The 18016-nt window shown below is 46.8% G+C and carries 16 protein-coding genes and 2 pseudogenes; 13 read left to right on the forward strand and 5 right to left on the reverse strand.

Annotated features, from left to right (window positions below; translation table 11 throughout):
- The 5 genes and pseudogenes from AK963_RS32085 to ccoM all read left to right on the forward strand — a co-directional run.
- Positions 1-176 (forward strand): annotated as a pseudogene (locus AK963_RS32085) (IS256 family transposase); the annotation flags it as partial.
- A gap of 53 nt (positions 177-229) precedes the next feature.
- Positions 230-700 carry a hypothetical protein gene (locus AK963_RS15470; RefSeq protein WP_139117437.1) on the forward strand — a complete coding sequence of 157 codons (471 nt, stop codon included), beginning with the start codon at positions 230-232 and terminating at the stop codon, positions 698-700.
- Between the two features lie 413 nt (positions 701-1113).
- On the forward strand, positions 1114-1842 hold the full coding sequence (locus tag AK963_RS15475) for a DUF975 family protein (RefSeq protein ID WP_066016348.1): 729 nt from the start codon (positions 1114-1116) through the stop codon (positions 1840-1842).
- A 178-nt stretch (positions 1843-2020) separates the two neighbouring features.
- Positions 2021-3250, forward strand: a complete 1230-nt coding sequence (locus tag AK963_RS15480; RefSeq protein ID WP_066016349.1) for a hydantoinase/carbamoylase family amidase — start codon at positions 2021-2023, stop codon at positions 3248-3250.
- 99 nt (positions 3251-3349) lie between these two features.
- The gene (ccoM, locus tag AK963_RS36775) at positions 3350-3460 is read left to right on the forward strand and encodes a cytochrome c oxidase subunit CcoM (RefSeq protein ID WP_338011552.1); all 111 of its coding nucleotides are present in this window, start codon (positions 3350-3352) and stop codon (positions 3458-3460) included.
- Positions 3461-3531: 71 nt separating this feature from the next.
- Here the strand turns inward: ccoM and AK963_RS15485 are convergent, their stop codons facing one another.
- The gene (locus tag AK963_RS15485; RefSeq protein ID WP_066016350.1) at positions 3532-4503 is read right to left on the reverse strand and encodes a hypothetical protein; all 972 of its coding nucleotides are present in this window, start codon (positions 4501-4503) and stop codon (positions 3532-3534) included.
- A 102-nt stretch (positions 4504-4605) separates the two neighbouring features.
- Between AK963_RS15485 and AK963_RS15490 the strand changes: the two genes are divergently transcribed.
- Positions 4606-5625, forward strand: coding sequence for a CobW family GTP-binding protein (locus AK963_RS15490; protein ID WP_066016351.1), 1020 nt, complete (start codon positions 4606-4608; stop codon positions 5623-5625).
- A gap of 13 nt (positions 5626-5638) precedes the next feature.
- Here AK963_RS15490 and AK963_RS15495 read toward each other — a convergent pair whose 3' ends face one another.
- Positions 5639-6367: an AAA family ATPase gene (locus tag AK963_RS15495; protein ID WP_066016352.1), complete on the reverse strand. Its 729-nt coding sequence runs from the start codon at positions 6365-6367 to the stop codon at positions 5639-5641.
- Between the two features lie 152 nt (positions 6368-6519).
- On the opposite strand from AK963_RS15495, the gene AK963_RS15500 reads away from it, so the two are divergent.
- The 3 genes from AK963_RS15500 (at position 6520) to AK963_RS15510 (ending at position 10194) form a co-directional block, all read left to right on the forward strand.
- On the forward strand, positions 6520-7170 hold the full coding sequence (locus AK963_RS15500; protein ID WP_066016361.1) for a thiopurine S-methyltransferase: 651 nt from the start codon (positions 6520-6522) through the stop codon (positions 7168-7170).
- Between the two features lie 163 nt (positions 7171-7333).
- Entirely contained in the window at positions 7334-9637 is a 2304-nt protein-coding gene (locus AK963_RS15505) for a DUF748 domain-containing protein (RefSeq protein ID WP_066016353.1), read from the forward strand.
- 2 nt (positions 9638-9639) lie between these two features.
- Entirely contained in the window at positions 9640-10194 is a 555-nt protein-coding gene (locus AK963_RS15510; protein WP_066016354.1) for a sugar O-acetyltransferase, read from the forward strand.
- Here the strand turns inward: AK963_RS15510 and AK963_RS32090 are convergent.
- Positions 10191-10529: a hypothetical protein gene (locus AK963_RS32090; protein ID WP_139117438.1), complete on the reverse strand. Its 339-nt coding sequence runs from the start codon at positions 10527-10529 to the stop codon at positions 10191-10193. The genes AK963_RS15510 and AK963_RS32090 overlap by 4 nt on opposite strands.
- 641 nt (positions 10530-11170) lie before the next feature.
- On the opposite strand from AK963_RS32090, the gene AK963_RS15520 reads away from it, so the two are divergent.
- Both AK963_RS15520 and AK963_RS15525 read left to right on the forward strand, forming a co-directional pair.
- Positions 11171-11686: a hypothetical protein gene (locus AK963_RS15520; protein WP_066016356.1), complete on the forward strand. Its 516-nt coding sequence runs from the start codon at positions 11171-11173 to the stop codon at positions 11684-11686.
- A 100-nt stretch (positions 11687-11786) separates the two neighbouring features.
- Complete coding sequence (locus AK963_RS15525) at positions 11787-13541, forward strand: mechanosensitive ion channel family protein (RefSeq protein ID WP_066016357.1); 1755 nt, start codon at positions 11787-11789, stop codon at positions 13539-13541.
- Positions 13542-13790: 249 nt separating this feature from the next.
- Here AK963_RS15525 and AK963_RS35410 read toward each other — a convergent pair whose 3' ends face one another.
- Complete coding sequence (locus tag AK963_RS35410; RefSeq protein WP_139117439.1) at positions 13791-14531, reverse strand: UPF0149 family protein; 741 nt, start codon at positions 14529-14531, stop codon at positions 13791-13793.
- Positions 14532-14981: 450 nt separating this feature from the next.
- Here AK963_RS35410 and nrdD point away from each other — a divergent pair, with 450 nt between their 5' ends.
- Complete coding sequence (gene nrdD / locus AK963_RS15535) at positions 14982-17102, forward strand: anaerobic ribonucleoside-triphosphate reductase (RefSeq protein WP_066016359.1); 2121 nt, start codon at positions 14982-14984, stop codon at positions 17100-17102.
- A 126-nt stretch (positions 17103-17228) separates the two neighbouring features.
- Positions 17229-17735 carry an anaerobic ribonucleoside-triphosphate reductase-activating protein gene (gene nrdG, locus AK963_RS15540; protein ID WP_066016360.1) on the forward strand — a complete coding sequence of 169 codons (507 nt, stop codon included), beginning with the start codon at positions 17229-17231 and terminating at the stop codon, positions 17733-17735.
- Positions 17736-17840: 105 nt separating this feature from the next.
- Here the strand turns inward: nrdG and AK963_RS35415 are convergent.
- Positions 17841-18016 (reverse strand): annotated as a pseudogene (locus tag AK963_RS35415) (IS256 family transposase); the annotation flags it as partial.

Raw genomic sequence — 18016 nt, forward strand, 5'->3', positions numbered from 1 at the left:
GCGTCATTCGTAAGGCGATCAAGAACCGGAAGATTTTTCGGACTGATGAGTCAGTCATGAAGGTAATCTATCTGGCCATGGAAAAAGCTTCCGAGAAATGGACCATGCCGATCAGGAACTGGAAAGCAGCCATGAACCGGTTTGAAATTATGTTTCCTGACCGGTTCAAGGAGTAATAGTTTTGGTGGCGTTTACACAGAATTATTTACAGGCTCATTCTGGATGGCCAGTGGCATTAATGGAAACCTTTCAATCCCCTGACCATACTCCTGAAGCATTGTATAAATTTTATAAAACGTCATATGCAGCGACTCCACTTCTGTGTGAACTCTCCGACAGAACGGTAGAAAACGCACGTAAACTCATGAGCATGGACACTGAAGCCAGGAAAGCTAAAATCCGTAGCTTAAAAGGGTTAATGGATAGACATGCAATGACTTCAAATCTCCATCCAGAGTCAAGTCATGACAGTGTCGATACGCTATGGGACAGGGCCTTTGGTGAAAAACAGGACTCCCTCGCTTTATGTCGACTATGCCTTGGTGCAGCCGTTGCTGAAGCTTATCGTGGAGCCCTTGAAGGGTACAAGGAATTTATTGGAAGCAGTGGAGACATTTCTCCTGCAACTGTCGGGGCTTTCTGGGCTAATACCCTTGCGGTTAAAAACTCAAAATGGAATCACATCAATTTGCACGTCTGAGACAGGGTGGAGGAATGAACGTTTATATCATTTGGTTGCAGTCAATCAGCCATTGAAAGTAACCACCTCTTATTAAATAGAGGTGAATTTAAAGCTCTACTTATGAAGTAGATGCCATATGAACACATTTCTCCTGTCTACTTGACCGGGTACAACCAAGGATCAGCTGATGAGAGCCTATGAACAAGGAGCAAGCAATATTTTGAATCTATCAGGTTAGCTACCTGACAAATTCAGACAGATATCAAAGAGCCACGATATATTATCAATTCCATCAATACGTTCTTTTATTAAGAATGAACAGCCAGCAGTGAAAATCTAAAGGAACTATTGAATAAATCATCCATTCATTGTCTGATAGGGAGCTAGTAATTATTTATTGCCCCACCATAATAAATGTATAAGGAGTGCACATGTCATCCACCGGTGAAAATCAACCTCCTGAACCCCCACTGGAGGAGAGGGGATCAATAGAAAAAGCACGATCCGGGAACTACCAGGTCTCTATCGGGAGCATTCTCAGCGAAGCCTGGGATAAAACCGGTGGCGCAAAGTGGACAATCCATTTGGCCATGGCTATCTATTTTGGCATTGTTATATTGCTGGCCATAGCAGCAGCTATCCCTGCCCTCATTGTGCCTGAAGGTGTATTTCTAGAGATCATTATTCAACTGGCCATGATGGCCATTACCACACCACTGTGGGCAGGTGTATATATGATAGGCCTTCGGCGTTCGGTCAACGCCCCTATCCGGGCAGGCCAGGTTCTTGACTACTTCAATGTTACCCTGCCGCTGTTTGGCTTATACCTGCTGATGTCGATTCTTATTCTGATCGGCTTCGTACTGCTGATTATCCCCGGCATCTACCTTTCTATTGCCTATATGCTGGCCATCCCCCTAGTGGCAGACAAGAAGATGGGGATCTGGGAAGCATTGGAGACCTCCCGAAAAGCCGTTACCAAGCGCTGGTTCTCGGTCTTCGGGCTCACTCTGCTGATTATTCTGATCAATGCCATCGCCATGATTCCACTCGGCCTCGGACTGATCTGGACGGTCCCCATGTCCACGATTGCCTTTGGAATACTCTACCGAAATATCTTTGGCTGCAGTCAGCAGACTCTTCAGTCTGATACCTTGTAATTCGCCTCCTGCAGCAGGCAACATTTCGCCTGCTGCTTCACCTGTATTCCCCCGTCACCTCTCTCTCCATTGACCCAACTCAACACCTGCAAATTCTGCCAGCATAGAATGTCGCTGAGTGCGTCGAACTGTCATACATTTCCCCAGGGTCTTTTTCAGTCAGGGCGGTATAAAAACAATGAAGTCAGTATCCATTAATCCAGACCGTCTGCTGAATGACCTCTATGAACTCAGGAAATTCGGCCAGTACAAGACCGGTGTTATTCGTCAAATGTACTCTCGGGCGGATATGGAGTCGAGACAGTGGTTACAGGAACAAATGACCAGTTCCGGGCTGGATGCCCAGATCGATGGCCTTGGCAATGTGATCGGTTATTCCGGAAAGTCTTCCAGAACCTTATTGATGGGTTCTCACACTGACACTCAACCCATTGGGGGCTGGCTGGATGGTGCTTATGGTGTTATCTGCGCTCTTGAGGTTTATCGGTCCCTTGCAGAGAATCCGGATACCTGCCATATGTCCGTGGACATTGCATCCTGGGCTGACGAAGAAAACACATTCCACGACTTTCTTGGCTGCAAGGGGTTTCTTGGTCAGTTACCTCCACAGGTTATTAACACAGCCATTCGTGCTGATGGGCTCCGGTTAAAGGATGCCTTAAATGCTTCGGGCCTCAATGGCATCAGCGAACAATATGACCCCGAACGCTACCTTGCCTACCTGAGCACTCATATTGAACAGGGGCCAAGACTGGATATCTCGCAAAAGCAGATTGGGATTGTTAACCAGATATCCGGCTGTCGTGAATTTGAAATTTCTTTCTTTGGTGAGAGCAACCATGCTGGTTCCACTCCAATGGCCATGCGACGGGATGCCGGTATGGCCATGATGGAGTTTGCCACCATTCTCAATCGCCGATTCCGTCAGACAGGGACGAAACAATCGGTCTGGACCATTGGGCATGCGGAATTTGATCCGGGCGTTCTATCGGTTATTCCTGGAAAAGCCACAATGACCCTTCAATTCAGAGACCCTTCACCCGCTCAGCTGGATCGGATGGAGCAGGCACTATGGCAAATGGCAAAAGCCCTGCAGAAGGATCTTAAAGTTGATATACAGATTGAAAAAGAAACAGATATCGCTCCTGTTCGTCTGGATGGGAAAGTGCAGGAAGTGCTTTGTCATATAGCCCAACAGCACTGCCCAAATCACTGGCAGGTCATGTCCAGCGGTGCAATACACGACACAGGACTTTTTTCTCATATCATGCCGTCAGGAATGCTGCTGGTTCCCAGTATTGGAGGAATCAGCCACAGTTTTGATGAAGACACCAGCGAAGAAGATCTGGTCACTGGATGTGAAGTGCTCGCCAATGCAGCAGCTGAGATTATCAGGCAGGCTTCCTGAAGCCCGCCTGATTGATCTGCATCAATCATTTTTTCCGGATACCCCTTAACCTGATGTGATACAGATCTTTCATAAACAACCAACAAAAAGGAATGGATTATGTATCTCGACACAGTGGTCATTGCTGGTGTTCTGGTCGTATTGGCAACAGTTATCGTTGCGGGTGGTGTTGCCGGATATATTATTCGGGATGCACGGAAGAAACATTGATAATTTTTGTCAACTCAGGCTCGAATTTATTCTGTATCGAGCCTGTATTTTTAACACAGCCTTTGAAATAATTATCTCATTAGCCAATCAAAAGACTGCTTAAGATAATTACCCCAATCAGCAATATACTTCGGAACAAAGCTACTTGAGGTTTGTTCTTTAGAGGTTTGTTCTTTAGAGACTTGTTTTTCTTCAGCAGGTGGAAGCATCTCTGTAACACCACACATGGATTTAAACCTTTCGGCGCAATCATTATGACCAATTTTTATATATGCATAAAAAACATCTCGAACTAAAAACTCCACTGGTTGCCCTTTATATAAGTCCATTACTTTATCCTGGGCATTGAATATATTATCGAACATATTACTTCCACCAAGTTCCTCATAACCGACATAATTCAGGGAATGAAAAAAAACTTCAGTTTTTGAATATCGCACCCCATTCAACTTCATCATATAGTCAGGACTATGCCAGTCTGTACGCCGAATAAATTCGTTTAATGATCCTGTAAACGCACTTTCAACATGACTGCGTTCGACCTGATCATTCTCTAAAGCTCTCACCACCCGACAATGAGTTTTCAGTTTTTCTTGATCATGATCAGATATTTCACGATGCCCCCCCTGATGCACCATTTTCAGGTGCTGTTCAGCCTTGTCCAGACCAATAGACTCCCTACATTCGGGGACTGGACAATCAACACGGATCAAGTTCCATAAATTTTCACGGAGATTCCTGACTTTAATATAGTCACCAAAAATATAGTCACCAAAACCACCTTTTATTTTCACACTTTGGTCACAATCGCATACTTTAATTTTTCCGTTGAAAAGTGCATCTTTATAGCAGTTTCCACACACAAAAGAATCACAGCAGGTACTTTGAATCATCTGCTCATAAAAAGAAGGTTCTGGACACCGGCTGCACTTCATTTGAGCAAAAAGCACAAAGCTCTCCACCTGAAGCTTTGAATAATCAACAGGCAACTGAGTATTATTATTGTAATTTACTAAAACTGAAGGTGTTGACTCTACATTCATTCACACAACCTCGGTAAAATTATCTTAAAATATACCACTTGGTGTTACATACCTTATAAACTAGACATAAGTACTTTAAATTAGTTCAGGCCAGTATTTGAAATGAAGAAAAAGATTCCAACCAATTTGATCACGGGGTTTCTGGGATCCGGTAAAACCACCGCTATTCTCCACCTCCTGAAACACAAACCCGAAGATGAAACCTGGGCTGTTCTTGTGAATGAGTTTGGTGAAGTTGGTATTGATGGTGCTCTTCTACAGGGATCCTCAGCACGAAATGATGTGGTAGTACGCGAAGTGCCCGGTGGCTGTATGTGCTGCGTGGCAGGGCTGCCCATGCAGATTGGTCTCAATATGCTGATTGCCCGCAGCAAACCGGACCGGCTACTGATTGAACCTACAGGATTGGGGCATCCACAGGAAATTATTAACACACTCCAAGGCGATTATTATCAGGAGATTCTGAGTCTGGAAGCCAGTATCTGCCTTCTGGATCCACGAAACCTTGAAGATGACCGATACCTTGAGAATGACAATTTCCGGGATCAGATTCACCTGGCCGATGTGCTGGTTGCCAACAAAACGGACTTATCCTGCGAAGATGACCGAAAACGTTTTGAGCAGTTTGCAAAGCAACTCCCCGAGCCACACCCGGTCACTGCCTGGGTCAAGCAGGGTGAGTTATCGGTAGAATGGCTGGACCTTCCCCACAGTGATCGTGTAGCCATTAACCCTAAAGCCCATCATGCTCACAAAAGCCCTCAGCAAGACAAAACCACTGAACCCGTTGAGCTCAAACTGCCTGAAGGCCAGCTGTTTCTCCGCAAGGAGAACAAAGGCCAGAATCATTTCAGCTGCGGCTGGCTGTTTTCTGAAAGTGCATCATTCTCATTTGACCGTCTGTTCTCATTGATCCACGCTCAGACTGCTCAGCGCCTGAAGGCAGTTGCAAAAACCGATCAGGGCGTAAGAGGGTTTAATATGCAGGATGGGGTTGTCAGTATTATTGAAATGGAAGAAAGCCCAGACAGCCGGCTGGAAATTATTAGCAGTTCACCGATGGACTGGGATCATTTTGAATCTCAGCTGCAGCAAACCATCATTTACCAACCGGCAGCTTAAGCCGGTTTGTTCCTTACTCTTTAATCAGCCCTGTTATTTCAGAAAGTATCTTTTCCTGATACTCGTCATTGTCTGACCAGTGCTTCCATGCATCAGGATATTCCAGTCGGGAAAAAGGAATATCCTGGTAAAGCTGGTTCAACACGGCTTGCCATGCCTGTAAGTACAACCTCCCTTTATCCTGTACTGTTCCCTCAGGTGCATGTTTACGTGACCAGAATGATGAGCCATAGAGGCTTAACAGCATGGGTGATAACAGTTCACCACGATCAACCAGTGGTTTATGCCCCTCTGTCGTATCGCTGCAGGAAAGAAAAACCAGTAGAGGTTTAGCTGCCATGACTGACTCACAAAGTTTCTGATGATGAGCCAGGATTTGAGCAACCGGGATATTGTGAAAGAACCACGGCATCACACAGTTCTGCCAGAATTTACCCACAAAAATGACAACCTGCTCAGGAGCTTCAATCAACTGTTCACTCAACATCATCCACTGGCCGGAAGTATCTACGGTCGGGTCATGTAAATGCTGCAAAAATACATTTTCACCGGACAGGTAAGCCCTTTGCTCAAAAAGGCTCTTGCGCATCATATTGATGGCCCAGGTATCAACAGGGTTCGACCGATCATATTCATCGTACAGTGAAACCACCTTACCGATAGACTCAAGCTTCTTAGCCAGAGCCTTGCCCAGCGTTGACTTGCCGGTTCCGTGCGTCCCTTCAATCAGAATCAGCTGCATTCTGCTACCTTGTATGCACGACTTCAGAGAGTAAAGCTGCCATGAAATACACGCAGCTATTTATCTTCCTACTGACAGCCGGTATTGTTGTTATTTGTAATACAAAAGCATCTGAATCAGTGTCCTATCATGATAACGGGATATCAATAGCAATGGACGATATTAACTGGCGGTCTCATTGGGAGAACAATAACATTGGCTTCCATCTTGATCAGACCAACCCCATGCTGGTTAAACACTGGCCCAAGATACGTGCAGTCCCAAAGGACATGGTGTTCGTTCCTCTGTGCGGTAAAAGCCTGGATATGATTGAACTGCACAGACAGGGGCACTTTGTCCTCGGCTCAGAGTTGAGTGAGATTGCTGTGGAAGCGTTCTTCACGGAACAGAACCTCAATCACTCGAAACATGAGGCGGGTGAACACGAGTACTGGTCAAGTGAGCGTATGGCCATCATCCAGGGAGACTTTTTTACTCTGGCAGAAGAGAGTATCCCGGCCAGATTTGTTTATGACCGGGCAGCCCTGGTGGCTCTTCCCCCCGACATGCAGGAAGCCTATGTAGAACACCTCCTGCGTATCGCACCCGATATTGAACAAATTCTACTGGTTACTGTTGAATACGATGACGTTGCCGCAGCAGCGCCGCCATTCAGCATCCCACCAGATCGAGTGAAAGCGCTTTACGGTGAATATTTCGAAATTGACCTGATCGAAACACGGGATACCAAGCCCTCACCACGAAAACAGGCTCAGGGGTTGAAAGTGATTACCGAGCATGTTTTCAAACTTGACCGGAAGTAACCTCTAAGGTCTGTTGACGTTTCGTTTTTTTTGCAATACCAATCCCTCCCGCTGCCTGATATCATCAGGCAGGTTTGACCTATCGTCCAAACTCTCCTGTTTTATCTGCCATCCATCTTGTCTTTGAAAAGGAAGAGGGACTGGCCACCCTGAATTTTTATATGTGACTCAGACCATGATCAGGAAACTGGTTTCATACATTATTAATGCAGTGGCCGCGTACACGATTATCGGTTTTGTTGTTGTGCCACCACTGATACATGCAGGCATTGTTCTGGCCGGTAACCATTTTCTTGCCAGAGAACTGAAGCTGGGTGCGGTTTACTTTAACCCGCTGACACTCAAGCTATCCCTGATTGCTGTTGATGTCAGAGACACAATAAAGCTGTCTTCCGCCGACATTGATCTTTCATGGAAAGACCTGCAAAAAGCACTGTTTAACGAGAATAATATTCGACAGCTGACACTGGATAAAATACGGATCAACAATCCAGAGAGTGATTTCACCTTAACGGAAAATGGGCAGAACAACTTTGCAAGTTTACTGAAAGAGTTCCCTGAACAGCCCACATCGACCGAAACAGAGCAGGAAGCCTCAGCTTCTTCTTTGCAATTCACAGTCAATCAGATTGCTATTGAAAATGGCAGGTTTGGATTCACTGACTACCAGTTCACTGATAATCATTCGCCGTTTTCATTACAACTTGACCAGATCAATATTCAAGGACAGTCCCTTGGCTGGCCCCAAACAAACTCAATCGTTAATTTCAGCACCCAATTAAATGGTGAAGCTACCGTAAACAGCAAAGTCGATCTGGCACTATCTGGTATCCCTACGGAAGCATCAGCTTCTGCATCCATTTCACTGAACAACATCAACCTGACTGATTTCCAGCCCATTATTAACCGTTTTACCTATGTTGATTTGACCAGCGGCCTTCTGGATACCAGAACAGACATAAACTGGCAGGCGGAATCAGGCGTACAGCTTACCAGTGATGTCACTATCAACCAGCTGCAACTGGACGATAGCAGAACTCAGGAAACCGTTGCCCAGTGGCTGCAGCTTCAATTGAGTAAGCTCAGTTACCAGCAGACAGACAATCGACTGGAGGTTGGCCAGTTACTTCTGGCTGCGCCATCGGTTGTCATTGCCGTGGATGAAAAGCTGCAGGTCAATCTGGCCAGCCTGGTTAAACCGATTGAAAATACAATTAGCAGTGAACAAGAAGAGGTAGACACAACCACTGCTACCGGAACAGAAACGCCTGACTTCAGTCTGGCCATCAACCGGCTGGCTATTGAAAATGGAGCCATGGACTTTTCGGATCGCTCCTTCCAACCGGGTTTTGCAACCCCGATTGTTAACCTGAATGGTGAAATTGATGGCTTCGATACCCGCAGTAAAAAACCCGCTACGATTAAAATCGATGGTCGGGTCGATCGCTATGCCCCAGTTACCATAAAAGGTGCTCTCAACCCGTCTTCCCCGCTGAACATGACTGACCTGTCAATGTCGTTTACCAATGTTGAACTGACTACTCTAACGCCTTATTCCGGTCGTTTTGCCGGCTACAGCATCCAAAAGGGCAGGCTCCACCTGGATTTAAACTACCAGATCAAAAACCACCAGCTTTCCGCTACCAACCAGATGCTGCTGGATAAACTGATACTGGGCAGCAGGGTCGATAGTAATGAAGCGGTAGATCTGCCAATTAGAATGGCACTGGCGCTGCTCAAAGACCGCAACGGACAGATAGATATCACGCTCCCGATCTCCGGTGATCTGGAAAATCCGGAATTTGAACTGGGCCCCGTTATTCGCATGGCCCTGGTCAATCTGATCACCAATATTATTTCCGCCCCTTTTGATCTTCTCGCCTCCCTCGTTGGCGGGAGTGCTGAAGAGATGCAATTCGTCACCTTCGAACCGGGGCAGTTTTCCATCAACCGTTCAGAACAAGTTGAATCTCTGGACAAACTGGCCAAAGCACTGCGTGACAGACCGGGATTGCAACTGGAAGTTACTGGCAAAACAGCAAAGGATTCGGACTGGCCTCTGGTCGTCAAATCACTTCTGGAGAGTGAGCTGTCTCAACTGTGGATAAAAGAGCTTAAGGCGCAGAAAAAGCCGATTCCTGAAAAGCTTATCCTGTCCACCATGGATGAAGAGACTCGCCTGCGTCTGCTGCAAAACATTGCAGGCACAATGATGACCAGTGAAAGCAGTGAACTGAATATTGAACGGGCTAATGCGGACACCATTACCCAGCATCTACTGGCACAATGGCCATTTAACGAAAACGCCATGCGACAACTGGCAATAGATCGTGCCCGGGAGATCAAGGATTATCTGATGGATGAGGGAGGCCTGGATCCACAGCGGATATTCCTGTTGAGTGTCCAGAGTCTGTCCGAAGCTTCTGCAGAGAAACCATCCACTGAGTTACAACTAAATGCGGGCTGATCATGCTGTACACGTCTGAAAAAGAGAAAATGCTGGCAGGCATGCCTTATGATGCCTGGGAATCAGAGCTGCTGGCTGACCGCATGCGGGCCAAAAGTCTATGCGCCAGGTTCAACATGGCGGATCCAACCGACCTGGATGGCAGAATGGCTATTCTCAGAGACCTGTTATCTATCAAAGATACGGCCCATATGGAGCCAAACTTCTTTTGTGATTATGGATACAATATTGAGATAGGCAGTAACTTTTACTCAAACCACAATCTGACGATTGTTGACGTCTGCAAAGTCACCATTGGGGACAATGTGCTTATTGCACCTCATGTCATGATCTCAACCGGTACCCACCCTATTGATCCGATTGAGCGCCAGAAAACCGAGTATGGCTCCCCCATCACCATTGGCAGTAATGTCTGGATCGGCGGTAATGTATCCGTTCTTCCGGGTGTTACGATTGGCGACAACTGTGTAATCGGTGCGGGTAGCGTGGTGAACAGAGATATTCCAGCCAACAGCGTTGCTGTTGGAAATCCCTGCAGAGTCATTCGGACAATTTAAGTTCTTGATACGCTGTGGCTCTCTTGAGGAAAAGGATTTTCCTCAAGTCTGTCGGTTTGTGAATGAGAAGGTGCTGTTTCAAGCAGTTTCTTACTATGACACTCAACGCAATACATTTTATGCTCGTCAAAACGCTTTAAAAAATCCTTATTTTGCTCAGGTGTTACTGTTATCTCTTTTAACATTGATGGAGGAAGCGTCGCATGTTCAATTCCCCTGTTCCTGTGTGTGACATGGGAGGGAATCTGAGAACTACCAGAGTTAGCACGGGATGAATCAATATCACAGGTTAAATCACTACCAATAGAATAGTTAGTATTCGTTTCAGTTATCATTTGTTAAACCCTTTATAATTTATCTATTGTAAAAACAAAGTACAAAAGTACCATTCCTTTCTCAAAGCCCTTCGAGTCAGCACAAACCTAGTATGTTTTGCCCAAAATGCAATCTCAAATGTCCCGAACTACTTACCTTCCCATCCTGCTAATCTTGGTATTCCAGAAAGATCGAAATGAACAGATCGATTTCACCCTGCCAGTTTTCAGCAACCTGAAAACTGGCAGGGTGAAATCAGAGCAGTTATCGTGCATTCACAATCACGCCAATCTATGCAGGTAGCTGTTCCATGTCGTTATCAAGAGTGAATTGAAAGAATAAAGCTCACCTTCATAATCAATAAGAAGGCAGCACAAAACCCACTCAACTCTTACAACAATAGCTATTTTTCGAGAAAAAATACGCCAAATAACTATATGAACGTGCAGAAATATAAGTAACCATTATTACTCAATATAAAATGAGTTAATAAACGTACATTACTCCGGAGAAACTCCTATTTGAAGTCGTTGCTCCCGACCATAAAGCACTTCGCCAAAAAAAGTAAGCAAAGTATAAAAACGAATATCCAAGAAGCGCATAAACACAGGGAACACCAAATAGATAAAAACAGGATTTTTACTGCCAAGAAGGACTAGAAATGAAAAAAAAACTGTTACTGGCAACTTTATTATTAAGTTCATCTTTTACATATTCCAGCTCCTTTCACCTCTCACCCGAAGTAAAGTTTGGTCCATATATTGGGGCTGGATTATCTGGTGCTGGCCTTCAGGCAGGCATAGCAGATACATTCGGCCTTGAAGCCATCTATCTGTCCTATTCATATACATCGGCTGACTTTCTGCACATTGACCAAGACAAGCTGAAGACATACAGACTGGGCGTACAACACAACCTGATGCAAAATCGAAAAATGTCGATTCAGGTGGAAGCAGGTATGGTCGAATACTCTGGCAACCGTAAATATTTTATTGGAAACCAGTCGCATGAACGAAATGCCAGTGGAACAAGTCTTTCATCCTCATGGGTTACATATTTCAACGACTCCCTGGGATTTAGGGTCGGCGCAACCTTGAACTATATTGATAGACGAAAAACGTTCCTACCTTATTCTACGTCTGCAACTGTTGCGACTGGTCTGGTTTTTAACTTCTAACAAAACTCAAATGATTGGAATACTAAATTCATCTCTGTTCATTTTCATGATTTTACACCTAAAATTGAACAGAGACTGATGTTCCTTTCGGAGACTCCCAATGTTCAGAAACCTTATCTGGATATTACTGTTTTTTTCCATCAACACCTTTGCCGACAACACCGCTGGCCAGCCACCAGCACCAACCGAACTTATTGATACTCACGCTGCGGTAATCAATGATATTGAAGCCACCAGCAGGCGAGTGGTCCAGATGGAGGCCAACTGGGAGAAAACCACATCCGAAATGACCCGCGACCTGATTCAACAACAGGTCGTTTCCGACATTCGCACCACCACTCGACTGGCCAACAGTTTTCTTGACCAGGTTAAGGCCATTAATACGCCAGAGGCCATTCGACTGGGTGAGGATGTGATAAACACGGAAAACCGTTTTTTTGAAGCCCGACTGGCTCCCGCCTCATCAGACCTTCGTCAACTGTTTGAACAGTATGAGAAGGCCAGTGCCGATGAACAGTTACTGGTGTTGTTCAACATTAATGACTTCTACGCCTATATAAACTGGCTGCAGAATGAACGGCTGGATAACCTGAATTTACTGAAAAGCTGGAAGGTTGATACCACCGCCGCGCAACAGGAGCTTGACCAGGAGATAACGCTCTATGCCGAGTTCATGGCTACTTATCTGCGCAATAATACCCGCCAGAAAGAGTTGTTACAGACAGAGCTGAAGTCCCTTCCTGCGGATGCCCGCAGCTCCCTGGAAAGTAAAATAGCCACTCAGGATCGCCTGGTACGCAGTGCTGTCGCCAACCTGAAACAGATAGTGCTCATGATGGAAGAGCAGGGCCTGCCGGTGGATCAGTACAATGAACTGATTTTCAAGACTACCGGTAACCTGGCAGAAGCTGTGGTGAACTTCGAGACACTGCGTACCGTAATTGCCGGACTCTGGGACGACCTGATTCACTGGTTCAAATCCAATATGGGCGGCATACTTTCACGCCTATTCCTGTTTGCTGCCCTGATGGCAGTAGCCATACTGTTAGCCCGTCTGGTGCGGCGGGGAATATCCCGGGCGGTGACTCACAAGAAAGCTCGCTTCAGCACATTGGTTCAGGAGTTCTTTATCAATGTTGGAGGCAACCTTGTGGTGATCTTCGGGTTCCTGTTTGCCCTGGCACAGGTAGGGCTGGACTTAACACCGGTACTGACTGGTTTGGGGGTTGCGGGTATTGTGATCGGTTTTGCCCTGCAGGACACCCTGTCCAACTTTGCCTCCGGGATGATGATCCTGATCTACCGTCCCTTTGATGTGGGTGACTTTGTGGAGGCTGGCGGTGTTGCCGGTAAAGTGGGCAAGATGAGCCTGGTAAACACCACGATTCGCACCTTCGACAACCAGGTCTTTATGGTGCCCAATGCCAAAATCTGGGGAGAAACCATCAAGAACATCACCTCGGAACGTATCCGCCGGGTCGATATGGTCTTTGGGGTTGCCTATGGAGACAATGTTGAACTGGTGGAAAGAATTCTTGAAGAGATTGTCAGCAGCCACCCAAAAATACTGAAAACACCAGAGCATATTATTCGCCTGCATGTTCTCAACGAGTCATCTGTGGATTTTGTGGTTCGTCCCTGGGTAAAAACGGACGACTACTGGGATGTCTACTGGGACATCACCCGTGAAGTAAAAGTCCGGTTTGATCGAGAAGGTATCACCATTCCATTCCCGCAACGGGAACTTCACTTTTATAACAAAGCACCAGCAGATCTGCCGAGTGAGCGGGTGACCATTCAACGCTCAGAAATCGGACTGCGCACAGTGGGCGAAGGAGAAGACGGACGCGCATAGAAGACTTTTTTGCACCACAAAGGCACAAAGAACACAAAGGAGAGCAAAAGACTGGCAAGAGCAGAGTTCTTACCATAAATATATCTCTACTTTGTGCCTTGGTGTCTTTGTGGTTATATACCCGTCGCCTTTCAAGTTGCTACTTGTTGGCTGCAATCACTCACTCCAGTCACTTAGTTTGTCTAAGTTCCCGGGGCTTCGCGCTTATGCCGCCGCGTAGCAACTTGAATCCTTTGGGTATAGGCTCTTTTAAACCTTTTCACAGCACTTCTTGTGCTTTTTACCACTACCGCAGGGGCAAGGATCATTGCGGCCAACTTTAGTCACCTTGACCGGTGCCGGTTTTTCCAGCGCCTTCTGCCAGATCTCACGAATATCATGGCACATCACTGCCATTTCCCGGGCAACCGCGGGCATTGCCTGGAGCATCTTATTCACATCCGGGCCATCTTTCTTCTTGGCTTTTTCCAGAAGGCTGTCTGCACGACTCCAGACGTTCAAAAGCACCATGCAGCTGGACCAGGATTCTTCCATAAGCTGAACTTTGGGATGCTTCAGGACCTGGGTCCAGACATCCATCAGCAGTTCACTACCCTGTCCATAACCCATCGCCCATTCCTGAAGGCGGGAAAATTCTGAAGAATACACATCTTCAGCCCGGCACTCTTCTGGAAGTACCTCAAAGCCACCACTGATGGTCTTTCTGGTTTTATCCAGCAGGTTAAACAGAATATGACGGATATCGTCTTCCTGTTGTGCCGATTCAAACGTTGGTGTTCTGGTCGCCAGCGCAAGAGTCATCCAGCGATCCGGCGGCACATTAACAGGTGAGTTGGCAATGGCAAACATCAGGCCTTTGATGGCCGACAGCGTCATAACCTGACCACTTTTCCCGGCAGGGCGTGATGCCAGGTAGGCAGACAATACTTTTTCCTGCTGCTGGTCAAACTCGCAATTGGCCAGGGATGCTTTTCCAGAACTAGCGCTCAACTCAATCTCCACATCGGATACTAAAAAAGGCGCAGATCATCTCATCATCAACCGTGTCCATCAATAAGTAGCTGGCTATGTGGAATCGAATATTTCTGGCTACCCGGGCAGGTGTTATGCGAGATACAACTCCATACCGTTAGCTACTTATGAATGCCTACCAAGCCACCTCGGTATATACCTATAAAATGCTTTTCCAGCAGTCCCTTGCTGTTTAACCACACAGTATGTATGACTTTCCCTGTCAGTAACTCCTGACTTTCCAATAAAAACCGTGATTTCCCGTGAAGATTTACGTTTTGTCAATATTGCAGAACACATCACTTTAGTAGATCATAGCTGCCAACAAACACTATATATAGTGCTCACCAAACAAACACACCACTACCTGTAGATATTTCACCCAGAAAGGCGCAATATCTAATTACTCTATCTGCCCGGAGACCCACCATGACTGAGATCATCAAACGCGATGGTTCACGCCAGCCTTTTGATGCGCCGCGCATCGTAAAAGCCGTTGCCAGCGCCCTGAATGATGCTCAGATCAAAGACAATGACTTTGCTGAGTATGTCGCAAAAAAAGTGGGCAATACGGTGGCTGGTCAGGAAACGGTGGATATCTACGATATTCAGAACCAGGTAGAAGACCTGCTGATGAGCAGCGAGTATCACAACGCGGCTCGCAAATACATTGAGTTCAGGCAGACCCGTGATATCGAGCGGGAGTCCCGTAATGCCATGGGCAGGGATATTCTCAGCATTATCAATCAGGATAATGAAGAGATCATGAACGAAAACGCGAACAAAGACAGTCAGGTTATCCCGACACAGCGTGATTTACTGGCTGGCGTTGTCGCCAAACACTACGCCAAACAACATATTCTGCCTGCCCATATTACCGCAGCTCATGAGCGGGGAGAGATTCACTACCACGATCTGGACTATGCGCCCTTTTTTCCCATGTTCAACTGTATGTTGATCGATATTGAAGGGATGATGAACAACGGTTTCCGTATGGGTAATGCGGAAATTGAAAAACCAAAGTCGATCACTACGGCTGCAGCCATCACCGCCCAGATTATTGCCCAGGTTTCCAGCCATATCTACGGTGGCACCAGTATCAACGAGATTGACCGTATTCACGCACCTTATGTTCGCAAGACCTTCGACAAACATCTCAAGCAGGGCATGCGCTGGATTGGTGATGAAGAGAAAGCCCGTGAATACGCCATGGAAATGACTGAGAAGGACTGCTACGACGCTTACCAGGCTTTAGAGTATGAGGTAAATACCCTGCATACTGCCAATGGTCAGACACCGTTTGTCACCTTTGGTTTTGGCCTGGGAACCAGCTGGGAAGAGCGCCTGGTACAAAAGTCCATCCTGAAAAACCGGATTCGTGGTCTGGGCAGAAACTGCAAGACGCCGGTCTTTCCAAAGCTGGTGTTTGCCATCAAGAAAGGGGTGAACTTCAGCGCTGAAGACCCGAACTACGACATCAAACAGCTGGCACTGGAGTGTGCCAGCAAGCGGATGTACCCGGACATTCTCAATTATGACAAGCTGGTTGAAGTGACCGGCAGTTTCAAAACCCCCATGGGTTGTCGTTCATTCCTGGGCGTTTATGAAGAAGATGGCAAGCAGATTCATGATGGCCGAAACAACCTGGGGGTTGTCTCACTCAACCTGCCTCGCATCGCGATTGAAAGCAAGGGCAGTGAAGAGGCTTTCTATAAGTTGCTGGAACAGCGTCTGCAGCTGGCCAAAGAAGCATTGATGACCCGCATCCAGCGCCTGGATAATGTTCATGCCCGGGTAGCCCCTATTCTCTACGTAGAAGGTGCCTGTGGTGTTCGCCTGAAGCCAGACGACAAGATCAGTGAAATCTTTAAAAATGGTCGTGCATCCATCTCCCTTGGCTACATCGGTATCCATGAGACGATCAATGCTCTATACGGTACTGGTGATCTGTATGACAGTGAGGAGCTTCGCCAGAAAGCCGTTGCTATTGTTGAAACCCTGCGTGCAGCGGTAAATGAGTGGAAAGAAGAGACCGGCTACGGCTTCAGCCTCTACTCAACCCCAAGTGAAAGTCTGTGTGACCGTTTCTGCCGACTGGACAGAAAGAAATTTGGTGTCATTGAAGGAGTAACTGAAAAAGGGTACTACACCAACTCTTTCCACCTGGATGTGGAAAAGAAGGTCAACCCATACGACAAGATCGACTTTGAGCAGGTATACCCTAAACATGCCAGCGGTGGCTTCATCTGCTACGGTGAATACCCGAACATGGTCAACAACCTGAAGGCACTGGAAAACGTTTGGGACTACACCTACGACAAGGTTCCCTACTACGGCACCAATACACCGAATGACTCCTGCTACAGCTGTGGTTATGAAGGTGAGTTCAACGCCACCAGCCGTGGTTTTGAGTGCCCGCAGTGCAAGAACCGGGATTCAGATAAAATGTCCGTAACCCGTCGCGTCTGTGGCTACCTGGGCCAGCCTAACAGCCGACCTTTCATTAAAGGTAAGCAGGAAGAAGTAGTTCGTCGGGTTAAGCACCTCTGATACGGGTTATCGTCAGGTATTAAAGAACGTCACCACAATACCCTTAGGGTGTTGTGGTACCAAAAGAACATCACCTCATCACCACCTGTTCTTTGCTCCAACAGGCACCATGGAAAAGAAAAGAGCATGAACTATCTCCAATACTATCCAATCGATGTGGTCAATGGCGAAGGCACCCGCTGTACGTTGTTTGTGAGCGGTTGCGAGCATTTCTGCAAAGGCTGCCATAACGCCACGACCTGGGATGCCGGCAAGGGAACCCCGTTTGACCAGGCCATGGAAGACCGGATCATTGCGGATCTGGGGGATGCCCGTATCAAGCGGGATGGGCTGTCGCTTTCCGGTGGAGACCCACTGTTTCCGGGTAACCTTTCCGGTATGCTGAAGCTGGTGGAGCGGGTGAAAACTGAATATCCGGAAAAAAATATCTGGTTATGGACTGGCTACACACTGGAAGAACTCAGTACAGCTCAACAGGACGTTGTGCAGCACATCGATGTGTTGGTTGACGGGCGCTTTGAGCTGGATAAGAGAGACCTTTCACTGCCCTGGCGTGGCAGCAGTAACCAGAGGGTAATCCAGATGAAAAATCAGATTCATGGGAGCGTGGCCCTGGGGCGGGATTCTTTTTGAACCACAGAGATCACAAAGAGCACAAAGAGCACAAAGAAAAAAAGTGTTCCTTCGTGCTCTTTGTGAGAGCCTGTAAATAATTCTGTGTAAACGCCACCAAAACTATTACTCCTTGAACCGGTCAGGAAACATAATTTCAAACCGGTTCATGGCTGCTTTCCAGTTCCTGATCGGCATGGTCCATTTCTCGGAAGCTTTTTCCATGGCCAGATAGATTACCTTCATGACTGACTCATCAGTCCGAAAAATCTTCCGGTTCTTGATCGCCTTACGAATGACGC

The organism is Endozoicomonas atrinae (assembly GCF_001647025.1).
GTDB classification, from domain to species: domain Bacteria; phylum Pseudomonadota; class Gammaproteobacteria; order Pseudomonadales; family Endozoicomonadaceae; genus Endozoicomonas; species Endozoicomonas atrinae.

Bases quoted from the DNA above. Each gene is read 5' to 3' on its own strand.
- AK963_RS15495 (WP_066016352.1), bottom strand. From the start codon at position 6,367: ATGCAGCTGATTCTGATTGAAGGGACGCACGGAACCGGCAAGTCAACG.
- AK963_RS15490 (WP_066016351.1), top strand. From the start codon at position 4,606: ATGAAGAAAAAGATTCCAACCAATTTGATCACGGGGTTTCTGGGATCC.
- AK963_RS15475 (WP_066016348.1), top strand. From the start codon at position 1,114: ATGTCATCCACCGGTGAAAATCAACCTCCTGAACCCCCACTGGAGGAG.
- nrdD (WP_066016359.1), top strand. From the start codon at position 14,982: ATGACTGAGATCATCAAACGCGATGGTTCACGCCAGCCTTTTGATGCG.
- AK963_RS15510 (WP_066016354.1), top strand. From the start codon at position 9,640: ATGCTGTACACGTCTGAAAAAGAGAAAATGCTGGCAGGCATGCCTTAT.
- AK963_RS15525 (WP_066016357.1), top strand. From the start codon at position 11,787: ATGTTCAGAAACCTTATCTGGATATTACTGTTTTTTTCCATCAACACC.
- ccoM (WP_338011552.1), top strand. From the start codon at position 3,350: ATGTATCTCGACACAGTGGTCATTGCTGGTGTTCTGGTCGTATTGGCA.
- nrdG (WP_066016360.1), top strand. From the start codon at position 17,229: ATGAACTATCTCCAATACTATCCAATCGATGTGGTCAATGGCGAAGGC.
- AK963_RS15485 (WP_066016350.1), bottom strand. From the start codon at position 4,503: ATGAATGTAGAGTCAACACCTTCAGTTTTAGTAAATTACAATAATAAT.
- AK963_RS15500 (WP_066016361.1), top strand. From the start codon at position 6,520: ATGGACGATATTAACTGGCGGTCTCATTGGGAGAACAATAACATTGGC.
- AK963_RS15480 (WP_066016349.1), top strand. From the start codon at position 2,021: ATGAAGTCAGTATCCATTAATCCAGACCGTCTGCTGAATGACCTCTAT.
- AK963_RS32090 (WP_139117438.1), bottom strand. From the start codon at position 10,529: ATGATAACTGAAACGAATACTAACTATTCTATTGGTAGTGATTTAACC.
- AK963_RS15520 (WP_066016356.1), top strand. From the start codon at position 11,171: ATGAAAAAAAAACTGTTACTGGCAACTTTATTATTAAGTTCATCTTTT.